Origin of the sequence: Bacillus siamensis KCTC 13613 (genome assembly GCF_000262045.1) — a bacterium.
Taxonomy (GTDB): Bacteria; Bacillota; Bacilli; order Bacillales; family Bacillaceae; genus Bacillus; species Bacillus siamensis.
This window is the reverse complement of the sequence record NZ_AJVF01000039.1, coordinates 641076-663424: the sequence shown is the minus strand read 5'-3', so window position 1 is coordinate 663424 and position 22349 is coordinate 641076. Positions and strand designations below refer to the sequence as shown.

The window sequence follows — 22349 nt, the reverse complement described above, 5'->3', positions numbered from 1 at the left end:
AATCGCTCCTTGCCTTTATTCATATGAACGCCGCCCTTCCCATCTTCTGCACCAATGGAGGCCGGCCAGACATAATATCACTATAGAAAAATATAACATTATTTCTCCGAATCTCATATCGTATCTCACATAAGGGAGGAACTCTTTTTTGACTTTATCAAAATGCAGCAGTCCTGCAAGGTCCGACAGCCGCACGCTCCATGCCCACGGAAAAAAACGCCAGATGACATCGCCCAATCCCGTATTCATCAGCGCCGCCATTAATAAACCCGCTCCCCCCAAAAGCCCGGACGGTCCCATGCCGTACTGTATGCCGACAAAAAAAGAAATCATATAAAGCGGAATACTGCCGGCAATCAGCCACGCCCCTCCCTTTAAAAAGAGAAAGTACGGAAGGTCATTGATGTGAAGAACAAATTTCATCCCCGCCAAATAAAGACAGATGGCAAGACCTATCGATAACACATTCAAGAGCAGCAATAGAAGCAGCTTGCCCGCAAAACTGACGATTTTCGAATACGGAACCGCCAGCATCATCTGAAAATGACCCGCCTGTTCCTCGACGGAGGCAGACATGCCGCAGACAATACTGATGATTAAAGGGTATAAAACGGCAATCACGTTGAAGAAGACGCTGTACAGCACATAAGGCTCCTGAATCCTTCCATACATCATATATAACAGGAAAAATCCCGCGCATACGGCCGGCGCCGCAACATGCATCCATATGAACGGCGTGCGCTTCATTTTTAATACATCGGCCCACATATATCGTAAAAGCACGGTCATGACCGGTTTCCCCCTTTTGCAAAAGGCACGGCGGAAATCAAACTTATTGCGATAAAAGAAAGGATAGAAAGAATAATAGCCGGAAAGATCACGTTTCCGTTTAATAAGCCGCTGTCTGCGGGAAGCGGAATTCCGTTCGGATGGATCCCGAGAATCGGTGACATCACCCGGACTGACCAGCTCCACGGACTCAGCCACCACAATGAACCGGACGCCGGCACAATACCCAAAACAAAGGCGGCAATCATATTCACGAGAATGACTGCCGTAAACCCGAACTGTCTGGCAATCCATAAGCACAATGGGATTTCCCAAAGCGTCGTCAGCCATAAAAGGGAGCCCGCTTCAACGCCTTTCAGCTGCAGCGCAGCAATTCCCGGAAACACAAGGCCAAGTAAAAACATGATGATGAAAAAGACGATTTGCGACAGGAGTGAATACAGCGCGATCAAGCTTATTTTTGAGAGCCATATGCTTTTTAAGTCTGCCGGCAATGAGTACACCGCGCGGTCATGCGCAGATTTTTTCTCTTTTTTAACAGATAAACCGCACATTAGAGCAATCATGAGCGGCATGAAAATAACCGCCCACCAATTGAACGTGCCCGTCATAAAATAGGCGGCATTCAGCAGAAAAGAAAAAGCCGTGTTCAGAAGCGGAATCAGAATGATCAGCTTTCTGATAAATGTTCTTTTAGATGTAAGGTGTTCCGCCTGCATGTACTGAATCATTTTCCTGCCCCCGCTTTCTCCCGTGTTGATTTGACTACCTCCAGAAACAGCTGCTCCAGATCGTCTTCCCGGCTGATTTCTCCTTGATATCCCAAAACACCGTCACTGATGATTCCGATATGGTCTGCGATCTGCTCCACTTCTGATAACAGGTGGCTTGATAAAATTACCGTCATTCCCTGTCCGGGCAAGGAGCGGATAAATTCCCGCAAATCCTGAATCCCCATCGGGTCCAATCCGTTTGTCGGCTCGTCAAGAATTAAGAGTGACGGACGGTTGACTAATGCCAACGCAATGCCGAGACGCTGTTTCATTCCCATGGAAAATTGGCCGGCGCGCTTTTTTCCGGTTCCCGTTAATCCCGTGATTTCCAGCACCTCCGCAATTCTTGAATCAGGAAGCCCGAGCATCACGCAGCGGACTTTCAGATTTTCAGCAGCTGTCAGGTTGCTGTAAAGCGGCGGCGCTTCAATCAGGGAACTGATCTTTTTCAAATCTTCGCGCTTCCATGGATGCCCGTCGAACAGAACCTCGCCGGATGTTTGCTGCAAGATGCCGGTCAATATTTTAAGAGTCGTTGATTTTCCGGCGCCATTCGGACCGAGCAGGCCGTAAATACTGTTGCGCTTAACCGATAGAGACACATCAGCCACTGCCTGTTGTCTGCCGAATGATTTTTGCAGCTGTCTTGTTTCTAAGATGTTGCTCATATGATTACCCCTCTGCTTTGTTATTTGATATGTAAGACTTTACAGCGCAGTTATCAAAATTTAATCAAGAAATCAAAAAAAGCATCCTTCACGCAGAAGAATGCTTTTTTTCATGAGGCTGAGCGTACGATCAGCTTTCTTTTTTGTTTTTTCACAGGGCTGAGGGCTCGTTCCAACCACGCCATCAGCAGGTCTGCGGCTACCGCCATCAGTGCGGTCGGAATGGCGCCCGAAAGAATAATGGCGGTTCCGTTTGTCGCGTTCGAGCCTCTGACGATCATATCCCCGAGACCGCCTGCGCCGACGAAGGTGCCGATTGCCGTGATGCCGATCGCAATGACGAGCGCCGTTCGAAGACCCGCCATAATGACGGAAAGCGCAAGCGGCAGCTCCACCATGCGAAGCACTTGATATTTCGTCATGCCCATCGCTTTTCCCGACTCAAGATAAGCGTGATCAATATTAATAATGCCCGTGTGCGTATTCCTGAGAATCGGCAGCAGTGAATACAGAAACAAAGCCGTGATGACCGTATTGGCGCCAAGTCCCATGACAAGCATCAGGACGGCGAGCATCGCCAGCGCCGGAACGGTTTGAATCACGTTCGCCACAGCAAACACCCAGCCGGAGAGACGCCCGTGCCTCGCTGTCACAATGCCGGCCGGAATGGCGAAAACGGCGGCGAAAACGACGCCGTACGCCGACATGAGAAAATGCCGCCAGCACTCATACAGAACATAGCTGCCGTTTTGAGCGTAATACGTAAACAGCTCTTTCAGCGTGTCCATCCGCATATCTCCTTTCCGTTATTCAAAGTAATGATGCTTTTCTAAAAATTCCTTTGCCACGACGGACGGCTCTTTTAATTGGCCGTCGACTTCGTAATTCATTTTCTGCATCATCTTTGTATCAATCGCGCCGATCATTTGATTGATCACGCCTTCCAGCTCGGGATGCTCGTTTAATACACGTTTCGGAACGACGGGTGAACAGTCGTACGGAGGAAAGAACCGCTTATCATCCTTCAGTGTTTTCAGTCCGTAAGCAATGATTCTTCCGTCGGTGGAATAAGCGAGCGCGATATCCATCTTCCTGCTTTTCAGCGCGTCGTAAACGAGGCCGATCTGCATCGGATACGTGCCTTCAAATGACATTCCGTATGTGTTCATAAAATCCTGATATCCGTTGCCTCTCAGCTTCATCCAATAGTTATCAACGCCGAATTTCAGATGAGACGCCTCTTTTTTGACATCGGATACCGTTTCTAAATGGTATTTGCGGGCAAGCTGTCCGGAAACGGTAAAGACGTATGTATTATCAAAGCCGTAGGAATCAAACCATTTCATGTCATATCTGTTCTGAAATTCACGCTGAACGAGCCGCAAAGCTTTGTCCGGGTCTTTTTCCGGCTCCATGCGAAGCGTGCCCGTCAGCGCGTCTCCCGTATAGCGCGTCGCGGCGATATCAATATCACCGTTTATCAAGGATTGCTGCTGTACGGCGTTGGAGCCGAGATTTTTAATAACGGTTGTTTTCAAATCACTGTGATGTTCAATCATCTGTCCGAGCATGCTCGCGATGATTTCTGATTCGGTCATGCTTTGCGCCCCGATTTTGATGGTATCCTCCGACGCGGCGCTCAATCCCGGAAGCGAACAGCCGCCAAGGAGCAGCATGCCGATACAGGCGAATGCGAGCAGCCGTTTTTTGCATCTATTCCCCACGAGAGCTTCCTCCTTATGAAGCATTTTTTATGTCCTTCAGCCCGTCAGGCGTGACTTTCCGTTCTGTCATCCCGAGCAAGCAGTCGACGGCGGCCGCTAACATCGTGACCGGAACGGCGCCGGCGATAATATACTCCGGCTGATAAAGGTTCAAGCCGATAAAAATGTAATCCCCCAGTCCGCCTCCGCCGATAAAGGAGGCGAGCGTCGCCCAGCCGATCAAATAAATCGCCGACGTCCGGATGCCCGCCATGATGACCGGGGCGGCAAGCGGGAGCTCTACAAGCCTGATCTGCTCCCATGCGGTCATGCCGATCCCTTTTCCCGATTCAAGAAGATGCCGGTTGACGCCGAGGATTCCCGTATACGTGTTTCTGAGAATCGGCAGCACGGAATAGAAAAACAGCGCCGCAATGGCCGGGACCTTTCCCACGCCTAAAAGCGGAATAAAAAATGCGAGAATGGCAAGGCTCGGCAAAGTTTGGATGATGTTGACGATGCCGATGACTGTGCCGGCGCCTCTTTTCATCCTCGTCAGCAGGATGCCGAGCGGAACGGCGGCGAGAATGCCCGCCATGACGGCGATTAATGAGATGTACAAGTGCTCCCATGTTTTATAAAGCAGTTCTGCACCGTTTGTCTGTAAAAATTGCACGGTCTGATTCATATCAATTGAAGCCTCCTCATGACATCACCGCGAGTTCTTTCTCTTCTCCCCAAATGGAGTCATAGACGATGTCAACGAGACTTGCCCTTGTCACGATTCCCGTTAAACGGCCGGCTTCATCAATGACGGGCACAAATTTCATGCCTCTTTTTAAAATTTTATGGACGGCGTCGCGAAGCAGGGTGCCGCTTCTGACCGTGTATAGATCGCGCTCGAGCACTTCCGCGACGGTTGCCGCCTGTCTTCGTTTGCGGTCAATCATTTCCACATCGACATAACCTTGGAGAACGTTCTTCTCATCAATGACGAGCAGCGAATCCACCCGCTCGGCGCGCATCAGCTGAATCGCGGCTGACAGCGTTTTCTCAGGTGTTACCGTCACAGGAGCGGAATTCATGATCTGCTCCACCCGTTCAATATCAGGGCTGGATGATTGAATCAGCCGTTCTTTGCCGATAAACTCCTCGACAAATTCATTCGCCGGAAATCGGAGAATGTCATCAGGCGTTCCGGCTTGGACGATTTCTCCCGCTTTCAGAATGACGATTCTGTCCGCAAGTTTGATGGCTTCGTCCATATCATGGGTAACAAATACGATGGTTTTATGTAAGGTTTTTTGCAGTTTTTTAAATTCTTCCTGAAGGGAATCTCTCGTAATCGGGTCAAGCGCCCCGAACGGTTCATCCATTAAGATGAGCGGCGGCTCTGCGGCAAGTGCCCGTAATACACCTATTCGCTGCTGCTGTCCTCCGCTCAGTTCATGAGGGTAACGGTCTAAATATTCAGGCCCCATATCAACGAGCTTTAAAAGCTCCCGCGCCCGTTCCTTCCGTTCTTTTGCAGGATGTTTTAAAAGTTTCGGAACGAGGGTAATGTTCTGCTGAATGGTCATATGCGGAAACAGCCCGATCTGCTGAATGACATAGCCGATGCTTCTTCTGAGTTCCACCGGGTCTTGTTCCATAATGTTCCGGCCCTCTATCAGGATTCTGCCTTCCGTCGGTTCAATTAAGCGGTTGATCATTTTCATCGTCGTCGTTTTCCCGCAGCCGCTCGGTCCGATAAAACAAATAAATTCGCCCTTAGCGATATTCAGATTGATGCTGTTGACGGCCTTTTTTCCGCCTTTATACGTTTTCGAGACATTTTCTAATGTCAGCAAACACTCACACCTCCATGATTAAGTTTATTCAATTCGTTAAATTTGTATTTAACTTTTCAGACAATTGAATGTTTCCCATTATAAATTAAACTTTATAAATAAAAAAGTTTACAATTTGTCCATATTATATATAAAGGTTGTGTAAGCACTGATTTACCCGTATTGACCGGCAAAGTTCTTCTTATTGCTCCGAATTACTGCCAAATTCTCTCGGAAGAGCATTTCCGCCGGTTTAAAAATATGGTATATTGACATCGGAATTGCTGACTGAAAGGATTGAAACTGTTGGAGAAAGATCCGTTACACGTAATCGAACAAGCCGAAGATCATTTAATAGAACGAATCGCTGAAAATATGCATACATTCGGGATGCCCGCGACGGTGGGACGCATTTTAGGCATTATTTATATGAATCGCAAGCCGATGACCTTAACTGAATTATCAGAAGCGACCGGCATGAGCAAAACGAGAATGAGCCAGGCCGTCCGTGAAATGCTTGACGTCAATCTGGCGGAAAAAGTGTTTGAAAAAGGCGTCCGCAAAGATTTATACGACGTCGAGCAGGATTATTACCAAACCTTTATTACGCTGTTTACGGCCACATGGAGCAAGGTCGTCAGCAAAAATAAGATGATGCATAAAAAGCTGAACCGCGAACTGACGGCCGTTCTTGAAAACGGCGTGCCGGAGGAAGCTGAGGAAAAAATCAATGAACTGCTGAAAGAATTAAAGGATTGGCTTGATTACTACAATTGGATCAGCCGCCTGATCGAGTTTTTCGAAAGCGAAGAAATTTTCAAGCATGTTCCGAAGCCATAAGAAAAAACGCCCTGACCCGCAAGGCGTTTTTTTCATGCCGCATTCGGCGCTTTGGTTCGTTTTTTCTTTCTCCCCGGACTCAGCGCCCGCTCCAGCCACGCCATCACAAGATCTGCGATAACGGCCATGAGCGCTGTCGGGATGGCGCCGGCTAAAATAATCGCGGTTCCGTTCGTGGCGTTTGAGCCTCTGACAATAATGTCACCGAGTCCGCCAGCGCCGACAAACGTACCGATTGCCGTAATGCCGATCGCGATGACGAGCGCCGTCCGCAGCCCCGCCATGATGACGGCGAGCGCAAGCGGCAATTCCACCATGCGGAGCACTTGAAATTTGGTCATGCCCATCGCTTTTCCCGATTCAAGATAAGCGTGTTCAATGCTGGCGATTCCCGTGTACGTATTCCGGATGATCGGAAGAAGCGAATATAAAAACAGCGACAAAATCACCGTATTGGCGCCGAGCCCCATGACGAGCATCAGCACCGCGAGCATCGCAAGCGCCGGCACGGTCTGAATCACGTTTGTCACCGCGAATACCCAGCCGCTTAATGTTCTGTATCTGGCAATGAAGATGCCGAGCGGAATCCCAACGATCGCCGCAAATAAAACGCCGTATACCGACATGAGAAAATGGCGGTAAAACTCCTGAAGCACATAGGCGCCGTTTTGAGAATAATAAGTGCCGAGCTGCTGCAGCACTTCCATTTGCCCCACCTCATTTCTTATTCAAAATAATGATGTTTCTCCAAAAATTCTTTAGCGACGACGGACGGTTCTTTCAGCTTGCCGTCCACCTCGTAATTCAATTCCTGCATCGTTTGCGTATCAATTTTGCCGATCAGTTTATTTACAATGCCTTTCAGTTCCGGATGCTGTTTCAGCACGCTGTCGGGGATGACCGGCGAACAGTCATACGGCGGGAAAAACTGCTTGTCGTCTTTTAAAATTTTCAGATCGTATGCTTTGATCCGTCCGTCCGTTGAATAAGCGAGGACAGCATCCATTTTCCCGTTTTTCACGGCATCGTATACAAGTCCGATCTGCATCGGATAGGTTGTGCCGAATTCATAGCCATATGTGTCGGTGAAGCCCTTATAGCCGTCGCCTTTTCGTTTCAGCCACGCATTGTCTACACCGAGTTTAAATTGATCCGCATACTTCTTAATATCTGATACTTTGTCTAAATGGTCTTTTTCCGCAAGCTCTTTCGTGACGGTAAAAGCGTATGTGTTTTCAAATCCGTAGGAATCAAACCATTTGTAATGGAAGCGTTTCTCAAATTCTTTCTGCACGATGGATAATGCTTTTTTCGGATCTTTTTCCGCTTCCATGCCGAGGGTGCTCGTTAAGTCAGTTCCTGAGTAGCGCGTCGCGGCGATATCGATTTCACCGCCGAGCATCGCCTGCTGCTGGACATAGTTTGATCCAAGGTTTTTAATTAATGCCGTATTCAAATCGGTATTGTGCTCAATCATCTGTGCGAGCATATTGGCGATAATTTCTGATTCCGTCATGCTTTGCGCCCCGATTTTAATCGTATCATCGGAAGCCCCGCTCAGCCCGGGAAGGGAACAGCCGCCTAAAAGCAGAGCAGCCGACAGCGCCAGCGCGCACATCCATCTCTTTAGGTTTCTTTTCAAAACAGCCAACTCCTTATGATACTTCCTTCAGTCCTTTCAGCCCTTTCGGCGTCACCTTCCGTTCCGTCGCCGCAAGCAGATAATCGATGATAATGGCTAAAATGGTGACAGGCACGGCGCCGCCGATAATATATTCAGGCTGATAGAGATTCAGGCCGATAAAAATATAGTCTCCGAGCCCGCCGCCCCCGATAAAAGAAGCAAGCGTCGCCCAGCCGATCAGATAAATGGTGGATGTGCGGATGCCCGCCATGATTACCGGAACCGCAAGCGGCAGTTCCACAAGCCTGATCTGCTCCCAGACCGTCATCCCGATACCTTTTCCCGATTCCAGCAGATTTTTGTTTACGCCTTGAATGCCGGTGTACGTGTTCCGGAGAATCGGCAGCACCGAATAGAAAAACAGCGCGACGATCGCCGGCACCTTTCCCACCCCTAACAGCGGGATAAAGAATGCCAGTATCGCGAGGCTCGGCAAGGTCTGCACAATGTTGACGGCGCCGATGACAGCGCCTGCGCCCTTTTTCATTCTCGTCAGCCCCACTCCGAGCGGAACGGCGACGAGAATGCCTAATATGACGGCGATGATTGAAATATATAAATGCTCCCACGTTTTATATAACAGCTCTCCGCCGTTCGTCTGCAAAAACTTGATCATTTCATTCATTGTAAGCGTTCCTCCCCTTGTCAGCCTGTCACCAGCTGGTCTTCCTCGCCCCAGATTGAATCGTAAACGATGTCGACAAGGCTCGCTCTCGTGACAATCCCGACCAAATGCCTTTGTTCATCAACGACGGGTACATATTTCATTCCGCGCTTTAAAATTTTGCGTACGGTATCGCGGAGCAGCGTCCCCTGTTCGACCGTATACAGATCAGAGCGGAGCACGTCGCCGACGAGGCTTGCTTTTTTCCGGTTCTGATCAATGATTTCGACATCTACATATCCTTGCAGCACATTCAGGTCATCAACGACAAGCAGGGAATCGACCCGGTGCTCCCGCATCACCTGGATCGCCTGCGAAAGCGTTTTGTCCGCCGTAACGGTGACAGGCTTTTTGTTCATCATTTGCTCGACGCGTTCAATGTCCGGTCTTGATTGCAATAACCGTTCTTTGCCGATAAATTCTTCGACAAACTCATTAGCCGGATTTCGGAGGATGTCATCAGGAGTGCCGGCCTGAACGATCTCTCCCGCTTTTAAAATGACGATCCGGTCAGCCAGCTTAATGGCTTCATCCATGTCGTGGGTTACAAACACAATCGTTTTATTCAGTGTTCTTTGCAGTTTTTTGAATTCTTCCTGAAGCGAATCACGTGTAATCGGATCAAGCGCTCCGAACGGTTCATCCATGAGAATAAGGGGAGGTTCCGCTGCCAGGGCGCGCAGCACGCCGATTCTCTGCTGCTGTCCGCCGCTCAGCTCATGAGGATAGCGGTCTAAATATTCCGGGCCCATATCGACGAGCTTCAAAAGCTCCCGCGCCCGTTCCTTCCGCTTTTGTTCCGGCCATTTCAGCAGTTTCGGCACGAGGGAAATGTTCTGCTGAATGGTCATGTGGGGGAAAAGTCCGATCTGCTGAATGACGTAGCCGATTTTCCGTCTCAGCTCCACGGGGTCCTGCTCCATGATGTTTTCGCCATCGATAAAAATCTTTCCTGATGACGGCTCAATCAGTCTGTTAATCATTTTCATCGTCGTTGTTTTTCCGCAGCCGCTCGGCCCGATAAAACAAATAAACTCGCCTTTTTCGATATTTAAATCAATGCTGTTGACGGCTTTTTTTCCGCCTTTATAGATTTTTGATACATTTTCTAATCTCAGCAATCCGTGCACCTCCGAAGGATTCCGTTATTTTTCTGAAAAGTATAATCTTTATTATAAGATGAAGTTTATAAAATAAAAAGTTTACAATGTGTTGAAATTATATATAATACACGTATTATTTGATGTTATCCCGCTGACAACGGGGACGTTCTTACAATCGCTCCGGATAGCTCGCATATCCTGCCGCATCATCTTTTTCAATAACTGTAAAAAATATGATATATTGTCAGCATGAAAAGCCAGTGAAGGGATGATCAGCCGTGGAAAAAAACGCTCTTGATATCATCGGTCAAGCTGAAGAGCATCTCATTGAGAGAATCGCCGAGAATATGCATACATTCGGAATGCCGGCCACACTGGGGCGTGTGCTCGGTATTATTTATATGAACCGAAAGCCGATGACGTTAAATGAGCTGTCAGAGGCGACCGGCATGAGCAAAACGAGGATGAGCCAGGTGGTCCGCGAGATGAACGATGCCAATCTGGCTGAAAAAGTGTTTGAAAAAGGCGTTCGGAAAGACCTTTACGACGTGGAGCGTGATTATTACCAGACGTTCATCTCCCTGTTTACGGCAAATTGGACAAAGGCGGTCAGCAAAAATAAAATGCTGTATAAGAAGCTGAACCGTGAGCTGACTGAGCTTCTGGAATCGGAAAACCTCAGTCCCGAAATTGAAGAAAAAGCCCGTCAGCTTTTGGACGAACTGACGGACTGGCTCCATTATTATGACTGGCTGAGCCGTTTGATAGAATTTTTTGAGAGTGAAGAAGTGTTTCAGCATGTGCCGAAAATAGAAAAAAGCAGCGCCCGCAGATAACCGGGCGCTGCTTTTTTTAAGTCAGGAAACCAATATCGGGAACATGCCTTTCAAACCGGCGCCGATCATGCCGATCGCCACTACCGCCAAAATCAAACCCATCAGCCGGGTAATGACGTTCATTTCGGTTTTCCCGAGCTTGTTGCTGATGAAAGAAGAATAGTGAAAGAAGATGAACGTCATCGCGATGACGGCCGCAATACCGATCAGGACACTGATGTAATGGAAGATGCCGCCGTGGCCGGCCGATAGACTCATTACCGTCGCAATCGTACCGGGACCGGCAATAATCGGAATCGACAGAGGCGTCACGGAAATATCCGCTTTCTCCTTGCTTTCCCCTTTCTCTTCATGATGAAGGGACTGCACATGTGATTGTTTCGCGTTCAAAAGATTATAAGCGATGCCGAAAATAAAAATACCGCCCGCGATACGCAGGGCATGAATATTAATGTCAAACAGTTTAAAGATCAGATGGCCGAAGATTAAAAATGCCGCCAAGATGATAAACGACAGCACGGACGCCTTGCGTGCGATCGCTGTCCGTTCTTTCTCCGGATAGCCCTCTGTCAGTGAAAGAAAAATCGGCACGTTTCCGATGGGGTTGGACACTGCAAACAGGGAAATGAAGACATGAATGATAAATGAAAACATGCGTACCTCCTTATGACTTGCCGTTGTGATTTATGTTTTGTTTTCCGCTGTTTCTTATGCATCATTTTTACCCCGGTGCCTGCTTCTTGTAACCTCAGCCGGCCGATCCGGAAACAGAAAAAACCGTCCTTACAGGACGGTTTTTTCCGTTTGCTATCTCCATAAGCCTTTTCCGAATTTCAACAGCCGATAAAGCATTTTTAATTTTTTTAGCATCTGTTAATTTCCTCTATCACCCTGATCAATACTCTCGTTAAAAATTCTACCATAAAGGGTACTTTTTCTCTATTATCAAATAATAGAGAAAGTGAATTGTATATCTTTAGAAATCCCCGTTACATCCGCCCTATTTTCTTTTATAATGTAAATATTGAACAAAATCCCTATATTACATGTAAAAGGAGTTTTAGAATGTATTGTCCTCAATGCGGCCATCATACAGATGGCGGAAAGTTTTGTGAAAAGTGCGGTGCGCCCCAGCCCAACCAGACCGGTTCAGGCCAAATGCAGGCCGGCGCCGCTGCTAAACAGGCTTCAAAGCAATTTGCCTTATTCGTGCTTAATGTTTTAAAGAAACCGTATCAGACATGCAAAACGACAGGCGGTGAACAGCTTGTCAGCAGCATAATCAACATGGTGCTTTTCTGTCTGATAACGCCGATTATGATGTATATTCTCTTTATTGACGGCTTTCGTGACGTCAGTTTTACCGCGGTTGTGATCAAACCGGCGCTTACCTTTGCGATATGTGTATTCTGCCTGTATCTCTTGATTTTTATTGCGTTGAAGGCCGGCGGCGCGCAGGTGTCATTTAAAGATTCGCTGTCCAGATTCGGGGCGTTTTTGATTCCGTTTACGGCTATTTTGCTTCTCGCACTCATTTTTATGCTGATGCACACAACCGTTTGCTTTACCATTCTGGCTGTCGGTCTTTTAGGAGCGGCGTTTGCCGTGCCTCCGCTCATGCTGGCGAGCTACCAGCATCAGCTCACGGCTAAAGCGGATATCACTTATGCTGTTATCGTCATCTATTTCATCATTTGCGTAACATTTCAATTCACGATCAAGCATTACACAAAAGAACTTATGAATTATCTTTTCTTTTAAAAACGAAAACCCCCGCCGCCTGGTTGGCGCGGGGATTTTTTTATTGAATGGATGTTAAATAAATTCTTCCGTCTTTCACCACGCCGCCATACGTCCAATTAAATGTTCTGAGCTTCGGACTGCCGCCGGCTTTCGTAATATAAAACTCCTCATACGTATGAATCGTCAGATGGGAGCCGTTCTGCGAAAAGCTTTTTACATTCACTTCATTAAATACTTCTGTCGTTCCCTCGCCGTATAGTTTTTTAACCAATTTTTGCTGATCAGCATACAAAGGGCTTCCCTCTTCCAAATTGCCCGCCATGATGGCGAAATTGTTAAGACTGACGGCGCTTGATTGGTTTGTCAGGTAATCAACCATAAACGATGTGACTTGTTCATTCGTGAGGCTGCCTGAAGCTGCCTTTCCTTTGGATGACGCCCATGCGGATGTGTAGGTTTTCGGCTGGTCGTTTTTTATGTTTTTCACATTTGCCCCAGAAGAATCTGAGGCTGGATCAGCTTTTTCAAAAACCCATTTTTTATGTTTTGTATCATATGACAGTACATAATGAAAGCTCGGTTCAGCCTCTTCCATATCAGGCTTCGTATCCCCGTCGAAATAAGCAGACTCATGAAGCTCTTTACCTGTAACAGTTACTTGCCAGCGGCCGTTCTCTTGTGAAATCGCAAATGAGTCCAGATCAAAGCTTGTCTCTTTATACTGATCCTTCAAAAAAGTGCCTGAACTCTTCATGCCGGAAACCACTTCTTTCGTCTGCTCCTTCCACGCTGAACCAGCCTCTGTCATCTGATCCGTATTTCCGTCTGCCATGGCTTTTGTATACTGCTTCGTTGTTTTGACAATCGTGTCCATGATTGTTTTTTGTGTATCCTGATCGGGAATTAGCGTTAATTCCATATCAGTGCCGTTGATCGGAACATCGGCAGTTTTTGTTTCCCCCCAAGGAAAATCTGCCTCCACGGCGGCTGTCATGGAGCCGTCAGTTAAGAGCGGGCCGTATGTAACGGACTTAAAAGGGTCTTTATGGACGGACTTGCCGTTTATCAGCAGATCGCCTTTCGCGTTTTTGAGGCTGTCTGCCGGAGTGAACGTCACATCCTCGGCGTCTAACGGCAGGTCCAACTCAACATTCCGGCTGCCGGCCGCCTCCGCCTCTTGCTTTTTGCCAACGTCAACCGTGTCATTTTGAAGCTTGGCTTCCGCCGTATAGACACCCGGTGCATACGGGCCGAATGTTTGGGTTTCATCGGCTTTTTTGACCGTACCGGTTTTCTCGCTGTTGATGTAAAGATCGGCGCCTTTATAATTACTTGTGATGCGGAAATAAACCGGATCGACTTTCAGTTCATAATGGTCGAACAAGAGAAGGGTTTTTCCCTCTTTTTTGACGTATACCGCATCTTTTTCAGATGAATTGCCGCGAAGCGATTCCATCAGTTCACCGTGTTTCTTTGCGTATGCAAGGAGCGGTTTGACATTGGTCTCATTCAGCTTTAATTTTTTATCTGATGGGGTGAGAAGGGCTGCGAGCTTTTTCGTGTCCCCGTCATGAACCGCCTGTTCGAATTGATCCGTGAGCCTTTTTTCAGATGTCAGCCAGGCTCCGGTTTTATATGCGGCAATCAATAAGATGAGCGCTGCAGCGATGCCTCCCCATAGGAAGAGCGTTTTTTTAGGGATAGGCTTTCTCGGCTGTGATGCGGATTCAGCCGCCTGCCGCTCCAGCCGGCTTCCTTTCCCGATCGGCTTTCCGCATTCTTTACAGAAATGCGCCTCTTCATTATTCTGTCGGCCGCAATATTTACAAAAAAACATGACTTTCCTCCTATTCAATCTGCAAAACTTGTATAACTTTTCCTATGTTTCATATTTTATAATAAAGTAGAATGATTTTGGAGTTATTTTGAAAAAATAGCTGCCGATCACAATGAAGGAGGAGAAACGGACATGCAAAAACTGAGCATCCGAAAAGCGGCAGAGCGGGATGAAGCGCTGTATGAACTATTGCTGCTGGCCGATCCGTCGAGGGAAATTGTCGATGATTATCTTGCCAGAGGCGAATGCTATACGGCTTGGACGTCAGACGAGCTTGCAGGGGTCTTCGTCCTTTTAAAAACAAGACCAAAAACGGTGGAAATCGTCAATATTGCGGTAAACGAATCAATGCAGAACAAAGGCATCGGCAGAAGGCTCATAGAAGAGGCCATGAATAAGGCAAAACAAATGGGAGCAGTGACTATTCAAATCGGAACGGGCAACTCCAGTATAGGCCAGCTTGCCCTTTACCAAAAATGCGGCTTCAGACTCCAAGCCATCGACCATGATTTTTTCATCAGGCATTATGAAGAGGAGATTTTCGAAAACGGGATACAGTGCCGCGATATGGTAAGGCTTTATGCAGACATATAAAAAAACCTCCCCTTGGGGAGGTTTTTTCGATTACTTATTCAAGTTATAGAAAGAGTTGATACCGTGGTATTGAGCAGTTTCAGCCAACTGATCTTCGATGCGAAGAAGCTGGTTGTATTTCGCAACACGGTCCGTACGGGACGGAGCACCTGTTTTGATTTGTCCTGCGTTCGTTGCCACAGCGATGTCAGCGATTGTGCTGTCTTCAGTTTCACCAGAACGGTGAGAGATAACAGCAGTGTAGCCTGCGCGTTTCGCCATTTCGATCGCATCGAATGTTTCAGTCAATGTACCGATTTGGTTTACTTTGATCAGGATAGAGTTGCCTACGCCGTTTTTAATACCTTCAGCAAGCTTTTTCGTGTTTGTAACGAAAAGGTCGTCACCGACAAGCTGAACCTTTTTGCCAAGACGCTCTGTAAGAAGTTTGTGGCCTTCCCAGTCGTTTTCGTCAAGTCCGTCTTCGATAGAGATGATTGGGTATTTAGAAACCATTTCTTCATACCAGTCAACCATTTCAGCAGATGTTTTCACAACGCCTTCGCCAGACAGATGGTATTTGCCGTCTTCTTTGTTGTAGAACTCAGAAGATGCAGCATCCATAGCAAGTTTCACTTCTTCGCCAGGTTTGAAGCCGGCTTTTTCGATTGCTTCAACGATTGTTTGAAGCGCTTCTTCGTTAGAACCAAGGTTCGGAGCGAATCCGCCTTCGTCACCTACAGCTGTGTTCATGCCTTTAGCAGAAAGAACTGATTTCAGGCTGTGGAAGATTTGAGCGCCCATGCGAAGCGCTTCACGGAAGTTAGGCGCGCCTACAGGCATAATCATGAATTCTTGAATGTCTACGTTGTTGTCAGCATGCTCTCCGCCGTTTACGATGTTCATCATCGGTACAGGAAGCGTTTTTGAGTTGAAGCCTCCAAGGTACTGATAAAGAGGGATCTGTAAGAAATCAGCAGCTGCGCGCGCACAAGCCATAGATACGCCAAGGATAGCGTTCGCACCGAGTTTGCCTTTGTTTTCAGTTCCGTCAAGCTCGATTAAAAGCTGATCGATTGCGTTTTGTTCTGTTACGTCAAAGCCGAGAAGCTCTGGAGAAATGATTTCGTTTACGTTGTTAACAGCAGTTAACACGCCTTTTCCAAGGTAACGGTCTTTGTCGCCGTCACGAAGCTCAACCGCTTCGTATTCGCCTGTAGAAGCTCCGCTTGGCACTAATGCGCGGCCGAAAGCTCCTGTTTCTGTATATACTTCTACTTCAACTGTCGGGTTGCCGCGGGAGTCAAGGACTTCGCGTGCATAAACATCAACAATGTATGGCATGAGTTTTGTCTCTCCTTTTGATTTCAAATTATTTTTGAATTAAAGATGTTCCGGTCATTTCTTTCGGTTTTTCAACACCGAGAAGGTCTAATAACGTTGGTGCGAGGTCGCCTAGGATTCCGCCTTCGCGCAGCGTCACGCCTTCTTTCGTCACAATGACAGGGACTGGATTTGTCGTATGGGCAGTGTGCGGTTCGCCTGATTCTGTAATCAGAATGTCTGCATTACCGTGATCAGCGGTAATGATGGCATGCCCGCCTTTAGCGATGATGGCGTCAACCACTTCGCCTAAGCACTCGTCCACTGCTTCAATTGCTTTAATCGTCGGTTCGACCATTCCGGAGTGGCCGACCATGTCAGGGTTTGCAAAGTTCAGGATGATCGCGTCATGCTTGTCAGCCGCGATTTCTTTTACAAGAGCATCCTTCACTTCATACGCACTCATTTCAGGCTTCAGGTCATATGTCGCGACCTTCGGCGAGTTAATAAGGATGCGCTCTTCGCCCGGGAATTCTTCTTCGCGGCCGCCGCTCATAAAGAACGTAACGTGCGGATACTTTTCAGTTTCTGCAATGCGAAGCTGTTTTAACCCGTGCTGTGCTAATACTTCACCAACCGTATTGTCAAGGTTTACCGGTTTAAAAGCCACATATCCGTCAACAGATTCACTGAAGTGAGTCAGGCAGACGAAATACAGGTTTTTCGGATGATGTTCACCGCGGTCGAAATCGCGGAAATCTTTGTTGGTAAACGTATTCGAAATCTGGATGGCGCGGTCAGGTCTGAAATTATAGAAAATCACAGAATCGCCGTCATGAATTTTCGCAACGGGTTCACCGTTTTCTTTTGTGATGACGGACGGAATGACGAATTCATCATGAATGCCGTTCGCATAAGAATCGTCGACGACATCCATCGCGCTGCGGTAAGACGGGCCTTCGCCGTAAGCCATTGCGCGGTACGCTTTTTCCACACGGTCCCAGCGTTTGTCGCGGTCCATGGAGTAGTAGCGTCCGGAAATGCTGGCGATTTCACCGACACCGATTTCTTCGATCTGCTCATTCAGCTGCTGAATGTAAGTTTTCGCAGTTTGCGGACCTACATCGCGGCCGTCGAGGAAACCGTGGATATACACCTTCGTCAGCCCTTCACTTTTCGCAAGCTTCAGCAGCGCGAATAAATGATTGATGTGACTGTGTACGCCCCCGTCAGAAAGAAGGCCGAACAGGTGCAGCGCTTTGTCGTTGTCTTTCGCGTTTTTGATGGCGTCAAGGAACGTTTGATTGCGTTCGAATTCGCCTTCGCGGATGGCAACGTTCACGCGTGTTAAGCTTTGGTACACAATACGTCCTGCGCCGATATTCAAATGTCCGACTTCAGAGTTCCCCATCTGTCCTTCAGGCAGTCCGACTGCTTCGCCTGATGCCGTCAGCGTCTGATGAGGGTATTGGTTCCAATAACGGTCGAAATTCGGTTTTTTCGCTTGTGCGACTGCATTTCCGACTGTTTCATTGCGTAATCCGAACCCATCAAGAATGATGAGTGCAGCTGGTTTTTTACTCATATTGACCTTCCTCCAATAATTGAACGAATGACTGCGGTTCAAGGCTTGCGCCGCCGACCAAAGCACCGTCAATATCGGACTCTGCCATATATTCTTTAATATTTGCAGGTTTTACGCTGCCGCCGTATTGAATGCGGAGCTTGTCAGCAGTTTCCTGGCTGAAGCTTTCAGCAACGACTTTACGGATATGCGCGCAGACGTCGTTAGCATCTTTCGCTGTAGAAGATTTGCCTGTTCCGATTGCCCAGATTGGCTCGTACGCAATAACGGAAGCAGCAACTTGCTCTTCAGAAAGACCCGCAAGACCTTTTTTCACTTGATCGGCAACAAGATCATTTGTTTTTCCGGCTTCGCGCTCTTCAAGCGTTTCACCTACGCAAATGATCGGCACAATGCCGTGTTTGAAAGCGGCATGCGCTTTTTTGTTAACAGTTTCATCTGTTTCAGCGAACATTTCACGGCGCTCAGAGTGGCCGATGACACAGTATTCCACGCCAAGGTCTTTCAGAGCAACCGGGCTGATTTCGCCTGTGAACGCACCGTTTTCTTCAAAATGCATGTTTTGGGCGCCGACTTTTAAGTCAGTTCCTTTAACAGCAGAAGTCAGCTTTTCTAAGAAAAGTGCTGGTGCGCAAACAACGGCTTCCGCTTTGTCTGCTGCTGGAATGGAAGATTTCACTTCTTCAACGAAGCTGACAGCCTCGCCGAGTGTTTTGTTCATTTTCCAGTTACCGGCTATAATTGGTTTTCTCATCTGTTCCACTTCCTTATAGCAGTTTTATTTATCGTTCAGTGCAGCTACCCCTGGAAGCTCTTTGCCTTCCATAAATTCAAGGGATGCGCCGCCGCCTGTTGAGATGTGGCTCATTTTGTCAGCAAGGCCGAATTTTTCAACGGCTGCCGCAGAGTCTCCTCCGCCGATGACAGAGTATGTATCATTCGCCTCTGCCAATGCTTCTGCAACCGCTTTTGTGCCTTGAGCGAACAAGTCGATTTCGAATACGCCCATCGGTCCGTTCCACACGACAAGTTTGCTGTTTTTGATAACGTCAGCGTACGTTTCGCGTGTTTTCGTACCAATGTCGATGGCTTCTAAATCACTTGGAATCTCAGAGATCGGCACGATTTGAACGTTTGCATCGTTAGAGAAATCATCAGCAACGAGAACGTCTTCCGGCATATAGAATTTAACGCCTTTTTCTTTCGCGCGGTCCATGAATGATTTTGCAAGCTCGATTTTATCTTCTTCAAGAAGAGATTTACCGACTTCATAGCCAAGCGCTTTAACGAATGTATAAGCAAGACCTCCGCCGATGATCAAGTTGTCCACTTTATCAAGCAGACTTTCGATGACGCCGATTTTGTCTTTTACTTTCGCTCCGCCGATGATTGCCGTAAACGGGCGCTCAGGATTTGTCACGGCTTTGCCGAGAACGTCAAGCTCTTTTTCCATCAGGAATCCTGCAACCGCCGGCAGATGCTCGGCAATTCCGGCTGTAGATGCGTGAGCACGGTGGGCAGCACCGAATGCGTCATTGACATATACATCCGCAAGCTCAGCAAATGCTTTAGCAAGCTCAGGATCATTTTTCTCTTCGCCAGGGTAGAAACGTACGTTTTCCAATACAAGAACGTCTCCGTCCTTCATATCAGAAATTTGTGCTTTTACAGCATCACCGTAAGCTTCATCTGCTTTTTTCACTTCTTTGCCAAGCAGTTCGCCTAAGCGTGCAGCGACAGGAGTTAAACGAAGCTCCTCAACCACTTCGCCTTTCGGGCGGCCTAAGTGGCTCGCAAGAAGGACTTTCGCGCCTTGGTCTGCAAGATGTTTGATTGTCGGAAGCGCAGCACGGATACGAGTATCGTCTGTTACTTCCCCGTCTTTCATTGGAACGTTAAAGTCAACGCGGCAGAATACGACTTTGCCTTTTACGTCGATGTCTTTTACTGTTTTTTTATTCATGCCTTAGGAGATCCTCCTTCAAAATGGTTTGCATAGCACGAAAAACGTGAAACGTGAAACCGCCTTATGGATGCTTCCGCCGCGGGGCAGATTGCAGCTTCCGGGCACGGGGCAGATCGTCTTCTGAGCCAGGGCAGGCGGCCCGAAAACGAAAGTGCCGCTGAAACTGCAAAACGCGGACGTTCTGCAGCAATCCGGCGCTTTCTGAAAGCCGGTTCTCATGGAAAAAGGGAAAGGGAGTCCGTCCCCTTCCCTTGTCCGCTTTCATTATAGCGTTTCTGTCCGAAAGAACCAAGTCCGGCTCTTTCCGGGAGCTATGAATTAAAGACCTTGTTTTGCGATGTAAGCTGCAAGGTCAACAACGCGGTTAGAGTAGCCGCTTTCGTTATCGTACCAAGAGATTACTTTTACCATGCTGCCTTCCATAACCATTGTAGAAAGAGCATCGATTGTAGAAGAGTTAGCATTGCCGTTGTAGTCTCCGGATACTAATGGCTCTTCGCTGTAGCCAAGGATTCCTTTAAGATCGCCTTCAGCCGCTTCTTTAAGAGCTGCGTTTACGTCTTCAACCGTTACGTCTTTGTTAAGTTCAGCAACTAAGTCAACAAGAGAAACGTTTGGAGTCGGCACACGCATTGCTCCGCCGTTCAGTTTGCCTTTCAGTTCAGGAAGAACTAGAGAAACTGCTTTAGCAGCACCAGTTGATGTTGGGATGATGTTTTCAGCTGCTGCACGCGCACGACGGTAGTCTTTGTGCGGAAGATCAAGGATTTGCTGATCATTTGTGTAAGAGTGAACAGTTGTCATCATACCGCGTTTGATGCCGAATTTGTCGTTAAGTACTTTTGCAAACGGCGCAAGGCAGTTTGTTGTGCAAGATGCGTTAGAGATAACATCGTGGTTAGCTGCATCGTATTTATCTTCGTTAACACCCATAACGATTGTGATATCTTCTTCGTTAGCAGGTGCAGAGATGATGACTTTTTTCGCGCCGGCTTCTAAATGTTTCGCAGCGTCTGCGCGTTTTGTGAAGAAACCAGTAGATTCAACTACGATTTCAACGCCTTGTTTGCCCCAGCTGAGTTTCGCAGGATCGCGCTCAGCAGAAACTTCGATTGTTTTGCCGTTAACAACAAGGTTGCTGCCGTCAACTTTAACTTCTGCGTCTAATTTTCCGTGTACGGAATCATATTGTAAAAGATGAGCAAGCATGTTAGCGTCTGTTAAATCGTTAACCGCCACTACCTCAACTTCAGGATTGTTTAATGCTGCGCGGAATACGTTACGTCCAATACGACCAAAACCGTTAATACCGACTTTTACTGCCATGATTATTTCCTCCTTTTAATAAGTGAGAGATATTTATATTGAGGGACTGTTATCCCTTAATAACTTCTTTGCGGCTCCTTCGTCCGTGACGAGAACCGTGTTTCGCTGCTTTTTAAAATAAGCTTCGATTGCTTCTGCTTTTGATGATCCGCCCGCTACTGCGATAATGTCGGGAATGGCATCGAGGTCATCGAGCTGCATTCCGACTGAATGCACCTTGTGAACGACTTCTCCGTCCGCATTAAAGTAGTAGCCGAATGCTTCTGTCACCGCATGATTGTCATCTATTTTCTTCAAATCTTCCAAAGGTGTGTTTCTTCGCTCCGCCATTGTTCTAGCTTCGCCGATTCCGTGAATGAGCATACTCGCTGATTTAATCGTCTGAAGCACCTCTTTTACGGAAGGTTCTTCAATAATAGATGAATAGGCGCCTTGCGACAGCTGTCCGGGAACAAACAAAAGCCGGTAAGTGCCTGAAGCCTTTTCCGCCATATGCGCGCATATGGTGTTCGCCTGGTTTTTCACGTCTTCGCCTAAACCGCCTCTTGCAGGCACAAACAAAAGCTCGCGGTTTTTAGAATCCGGCGTCATCATATCGGCGACGGCTTCAATTGTCGTACCGCCGGTTACAGCGACGATATTTTTGCCTGAAAATCTCTTTTTCATACACGCAACGGCCGCTCTCCCTAATTCTTTTTTGACCCAAGGAGATTGGTCGCTGTCTCCGGAGACGATAATGGCATCTTTCAGATTAAGCCGCTCTTTTAATGTCTTTTCCAAAAGCGTCAATCCTAAAACATCCTTCATCGTATCTTCCAGAATCGAAAGCAGTGAATAGCCTTCTTCCGTCATTGTCATGCCGTTTGTTTTAATATCAATGAGATTCTGTTCTTTCAAAAACTGAACCTCGCTTCTGAGAACGCGCTCGGTCAATCCGAGACTGGCTGCGAGACTTCTGCGGCCGATCGGTTCGGTAAGCCTGATATACTGCAAGATTTCAAATCTTTTCTGCATGACAAGCAAAAGATCAGGCAATAATTTTTTTTGAGCTTGGATTAACTGGTTCATGACTCAAACGTTCCTTCCTATTCATACTGGACAGAAAAT

General features: G+C 47.5%; 23 protein-coding genes. 4 read left to right on the top strand and 19 right to left on the bottom strand.

From position 1 onward, the window contains the following. Window positions 1-15: 15 nt before the first annotated feature. The 7 genes from Y79_RS0112035 to Y79_RS0112005 form a co-directional block, all read right to left on the bottom strand. Window positions 16-789, bottom strand: coding sequence for a lantibiotic immunity ABC transporter MutG family permease subunit (locus Y79_RS0112035; RefSeq protein WP_016937906.1), 774 nt, complete (start codon window positions 787-789; stop codon window positions 16-18). Further along, on the bottom strand, window positions 786-1520 hold the full coding sequence (locus tag Y79_RS0112030) for a lantibiotic immunity ABC transporter MutE/EpiE family permease subunit (RefSeq protein ID WP_016937905.1): 735 nt from the start codon (window positions 1518-1520) through the stop codon (window positions 786-788). The genes Y79_RS0112035 and Y79_RS0112030 overlap by 4 nt, the downstream gene beginning before the upstream one ends. Continuing rightward, complete coding sequence (locus Y79_RS0112025) at window positions 1517-2230, bottom strand: lantibiotic protection ABC transporter ATP-binding protein (RefSeq protein ID WP_016937904.1); 714 nt, start codon at window positions 2228-2230, stop codon at window positions 1517-1519. The genes Y79_RS0112030 and Y79_RS0112025 overlap by 4 nt, the downstream gene beginning before the upstream one ends. A gap of 110 nt (window positions 2231-2340) precedes the next feature. Continuing rightward, window positions 2341-3018, bottom strand: coding sequence for an ABC transporter permease (locus Y79_RS0112020; RefSeq protein WP_016937903.1), 678 nt, complete (start codon window positions 3016-3018; stop codon window positions 2341-2343). An 18-nt stretch (window positions 3019-3036) separates the two neighbouring features. Beyond that, window positions 3037-3906 (bottom strand): osmoprotectant ABC transporter substrate-binding protein, encoded by an 870-nt coding sequence (locus Y79_RS0112015; protein WP_193759249.1) that lies wholly within the window; start codon window positions 3904-3906, stop codon window positions 3037-3039. A 61-nt stretch (window positions 3907-3967) separates the two neighbouring features. Continuing rightward, window positions 3968-4621 (bottom strand): ABC transporter permease, encoded by a 654-nt coding sequence (locus Y79_RS0112010; RefSeq protein ID WP_016937901.1) that lies wholly within the window; start codon window positions 4619-4621, stop codon window positions 3968-3970. 16 nt (window positions 4622-4637) lie between these two features. Beyond that, window positions 4638-5783: a betaine/proline/choline family ABC transporter ATP-binding protein gene (locus tag Y79_RS0112005; protein ID WP_016937900.1), complete on the bottom strand. Its 1146-nt coding sequence runs from the start codon at window positions 5781-5783 to the stop codon at window positions 4638-4640. 285 nt (window positions 5784-6068) lie between these two features. Here Y79_RS0112005 and Y79_RS0112000 point away from each other — a divergent pair, with 285 nt between their 5' ends. Beyond that, window positions 6069-6602: a GbsR/MarR family transcriptional regulator gene (locus Y79_RS0112000; protein ID WP_003151660.1), complete on the top strand. Its 534-nt coding sequence runs from the start codon at window positions 6069-6071 to the stop codon at window positions 6600-6602. Window positions 6603-6634: 32 nt separating this feature from the next. On the opposite strand, the gene opuCD is transcribed toward Y79_RS0112000, so the two are convergent. Genes opuCD through opuCA form a run of 4 tightly spaced genes read right to left on the bottom strand, consistent with a single transcriptional unit; the run spans window position 6635 to window position 10071 of the window. After that, a complete protein-coding gene (opuCD, locus tag Y79_RS0111995) occupies window positions 6635-7309 on the bottom strand; it encodes a glycine betaine/carnitine/choline/choline sulfate ABC transporter permease OpuCD (RefSeq protein WP_016937899.1) in 675 nt (224 codons plus the stop codon). 17 nt (window positions 7310-7326) lie between these two features. After that, window positions 7327-8220 (bottom strand): osmoprotectant ABC transporter substrate-binding lipoprotein OpuCC, encoded by an 894-nt coding sequence (gene opuCC, locus Y79_RS0111990; RefSeq protein WP_032864811.1) that lies wholly within the window; start codon window positions 8218-8220, stop codon window positions 7327-7329. Window positions 8221-8257: 37 nt separating this feature from the next. Further along, on the bottom strand, window positions 8258-8911 hold the full coding sequence (locus Y79_RS0111985) for an ABC transporter permease (RefSeq protein WP_016937897.1): 654 nt from the start codon (window positions 8909-8911) through the stop codon (window positions 8258-8260). A gap of 20 nt (window positions 8912-8931) precedes the next feature. Then, window positions 8932-10071: an osmoprotectant ABC transporter ATP-binding protein OpuCA gene (gene opuCA / locus Y79_RS0111980; RefSeq protein ID WP_016937896.1), complete on the bottom strand. Its 1140-nt coding sequence runs from the start codon at window positions 10069-10071 to the stop codon at window positions 8932-8934. 260 nt (window positions 10072-10331) lie between these two features. On the opposite strand from opuCA, the gene Y79_RS0111975 reads away from it, so the two are divergent. Further along, entirely contained in the window at window positions 10332-10889 is a 558-nt protein-coding gene (locus tag Y79_RS0111975) for a GbsR/MarR family transcriptional regulator (protein ID WP_016937895.1), read from the top strand. A 21-nt stretch (window positions 10890-10910) separates the two neighbouring features. Here Y79_RS0111975 and Y79_RS0111970 read toward each other — a convergent pair whose 3' ends face one another. Continuing rightward, entirely contained in the window at window positions 10911-11543 is a 633-nt protein-coding gene (locus tag Y79_RS0111970) for an NAAT family transporter (RefSeq protein WP_014471043.1), read from the bottom strand. A gap of 411 nt (window positions 11544-11954) precedes the next feature. On the opposite strand from Y79_RS0111970, the gene Y79_RS0111965 reads away from it, so the two are divergent. Next, window positions 11955-12650 (top strand): zinc ribbon domain-containing protein, encoded by a 696-nt coding sequence (locus Y79_RS0111965; protein ID WP_016937894.1) that lies wholly within the window; start codon window positions 11955-11957, stop codon window positions 12648-12650. Between the two features lie 40 nt (window positions 12651-12690). Here the strand turns inward: Y79_RS0111965 and Y79_RS0111960 are convergent, their stop codons facing one another. Further along, window positions 12691-14469, bottom strand: a complete 1779-nt coding sequence (locus Y79_RS0111960; protein ID WP_016937893.1) for a zinc ribbon domain-containing protein — start codon at window positions 14467-14469, stop codon at window positions 12691-12693. A gap of 132 nt (window positions 14470-14601) precedes the next feature. Between Y79_RS0111960 and Y79_RS0111955 the strand changes: the two genes are divergently transcribed. Further along, window positions 14602-15063, top strand: a complete 462-nt coding sequence (locus Y79_RS0111955) for a GNAT family N-acetyltransferase (RefSeq protein WP_016937892.1) — start codon at window positions 14602-14604, stop codon at window positions 15061-15063. A 30-nt stretch (window positions 15064-15093) separates the two neighbouring features. Here Y79_RS0111955 and eno read toward each other — a convergent pair whose 3' ends face one another. From eno to cggR, 6 genes are all read right to left on the bottom strand, one after another. Continuing rightward, window positions 15094-16386, bottom strand: a complete 1293-nt coding sequence (gene eno / locus Y79_RS0111950) for a phosphopyruvate hydratase (protein WP_007409956.1) — start codon at window positions 16384-16386, stop codon at window positions 15094-15096. Between the two features lie 28 nt (window positions 16387-16414). Beyond that, on the bottom strand, window positions 16415-17950 hold the full coding sequence (gpmI, locus tag Y79_RS0111945; RefSeq protein ID WP_016937891.1) for a 2,3-bisphosphoglycerate-independent phosphoglycerate mutase: 1536 nt from the start codon (window positions 17948-17950) through the stop codon (window positions 16415-16417). Further along, window positions 17943-18704, bottom strand: coding sequence for a triose-phosphate isomerase (gene tpiA, locus Y79_RS0111940; RefSeq protein ID WP_016937890.1), 762 nt, complete (start codon window positions 18702-18704; stop codon window positions 17943-17945). Before tpiA ends, gpmI begins: the two co-directional genes overlap by 8 nt. Before the next feature lie 24 nt (window positions 18705-18728). Next, complete coding sequence (locus tag Y79_RS0111935; RefSeq protein WP_016937889.1) at window positions 18729-19913, bottom strand: phosphoglycerate kinase; 1185 nt, start codon at window positions 19911-19913, stop codon at window positions 18729-18731. Window positions 19914-20234: 321 nt separating this feature from the next. Next, window positions 20235-21242 (bottom strand): type I glyceraldehyde-3-phosphate dehydrogenase, encoded by a 1008-nt coding sequence (gene gap, locus Y79_RS0111925; RefSeq protein WP_016937887.1) that lies wholly within the window; start codon window positions 21240-21242, stop codon window positions 20235-20237. 33 nt (window positions 21243-21275) lie between these two features. Next, complete coding sequence (gene cggR, locus Y79_RS0111920; protein ID WP_016937886.1) at window positions 21276-22310, bottom strand: gapA transcriptional regulator CggR; 1035 nt, start codon at window positions 22308-22310, stop codon at window positions 21276-21278. Window positions 22311-22349 lie beyond the last annotated feature (39 nt).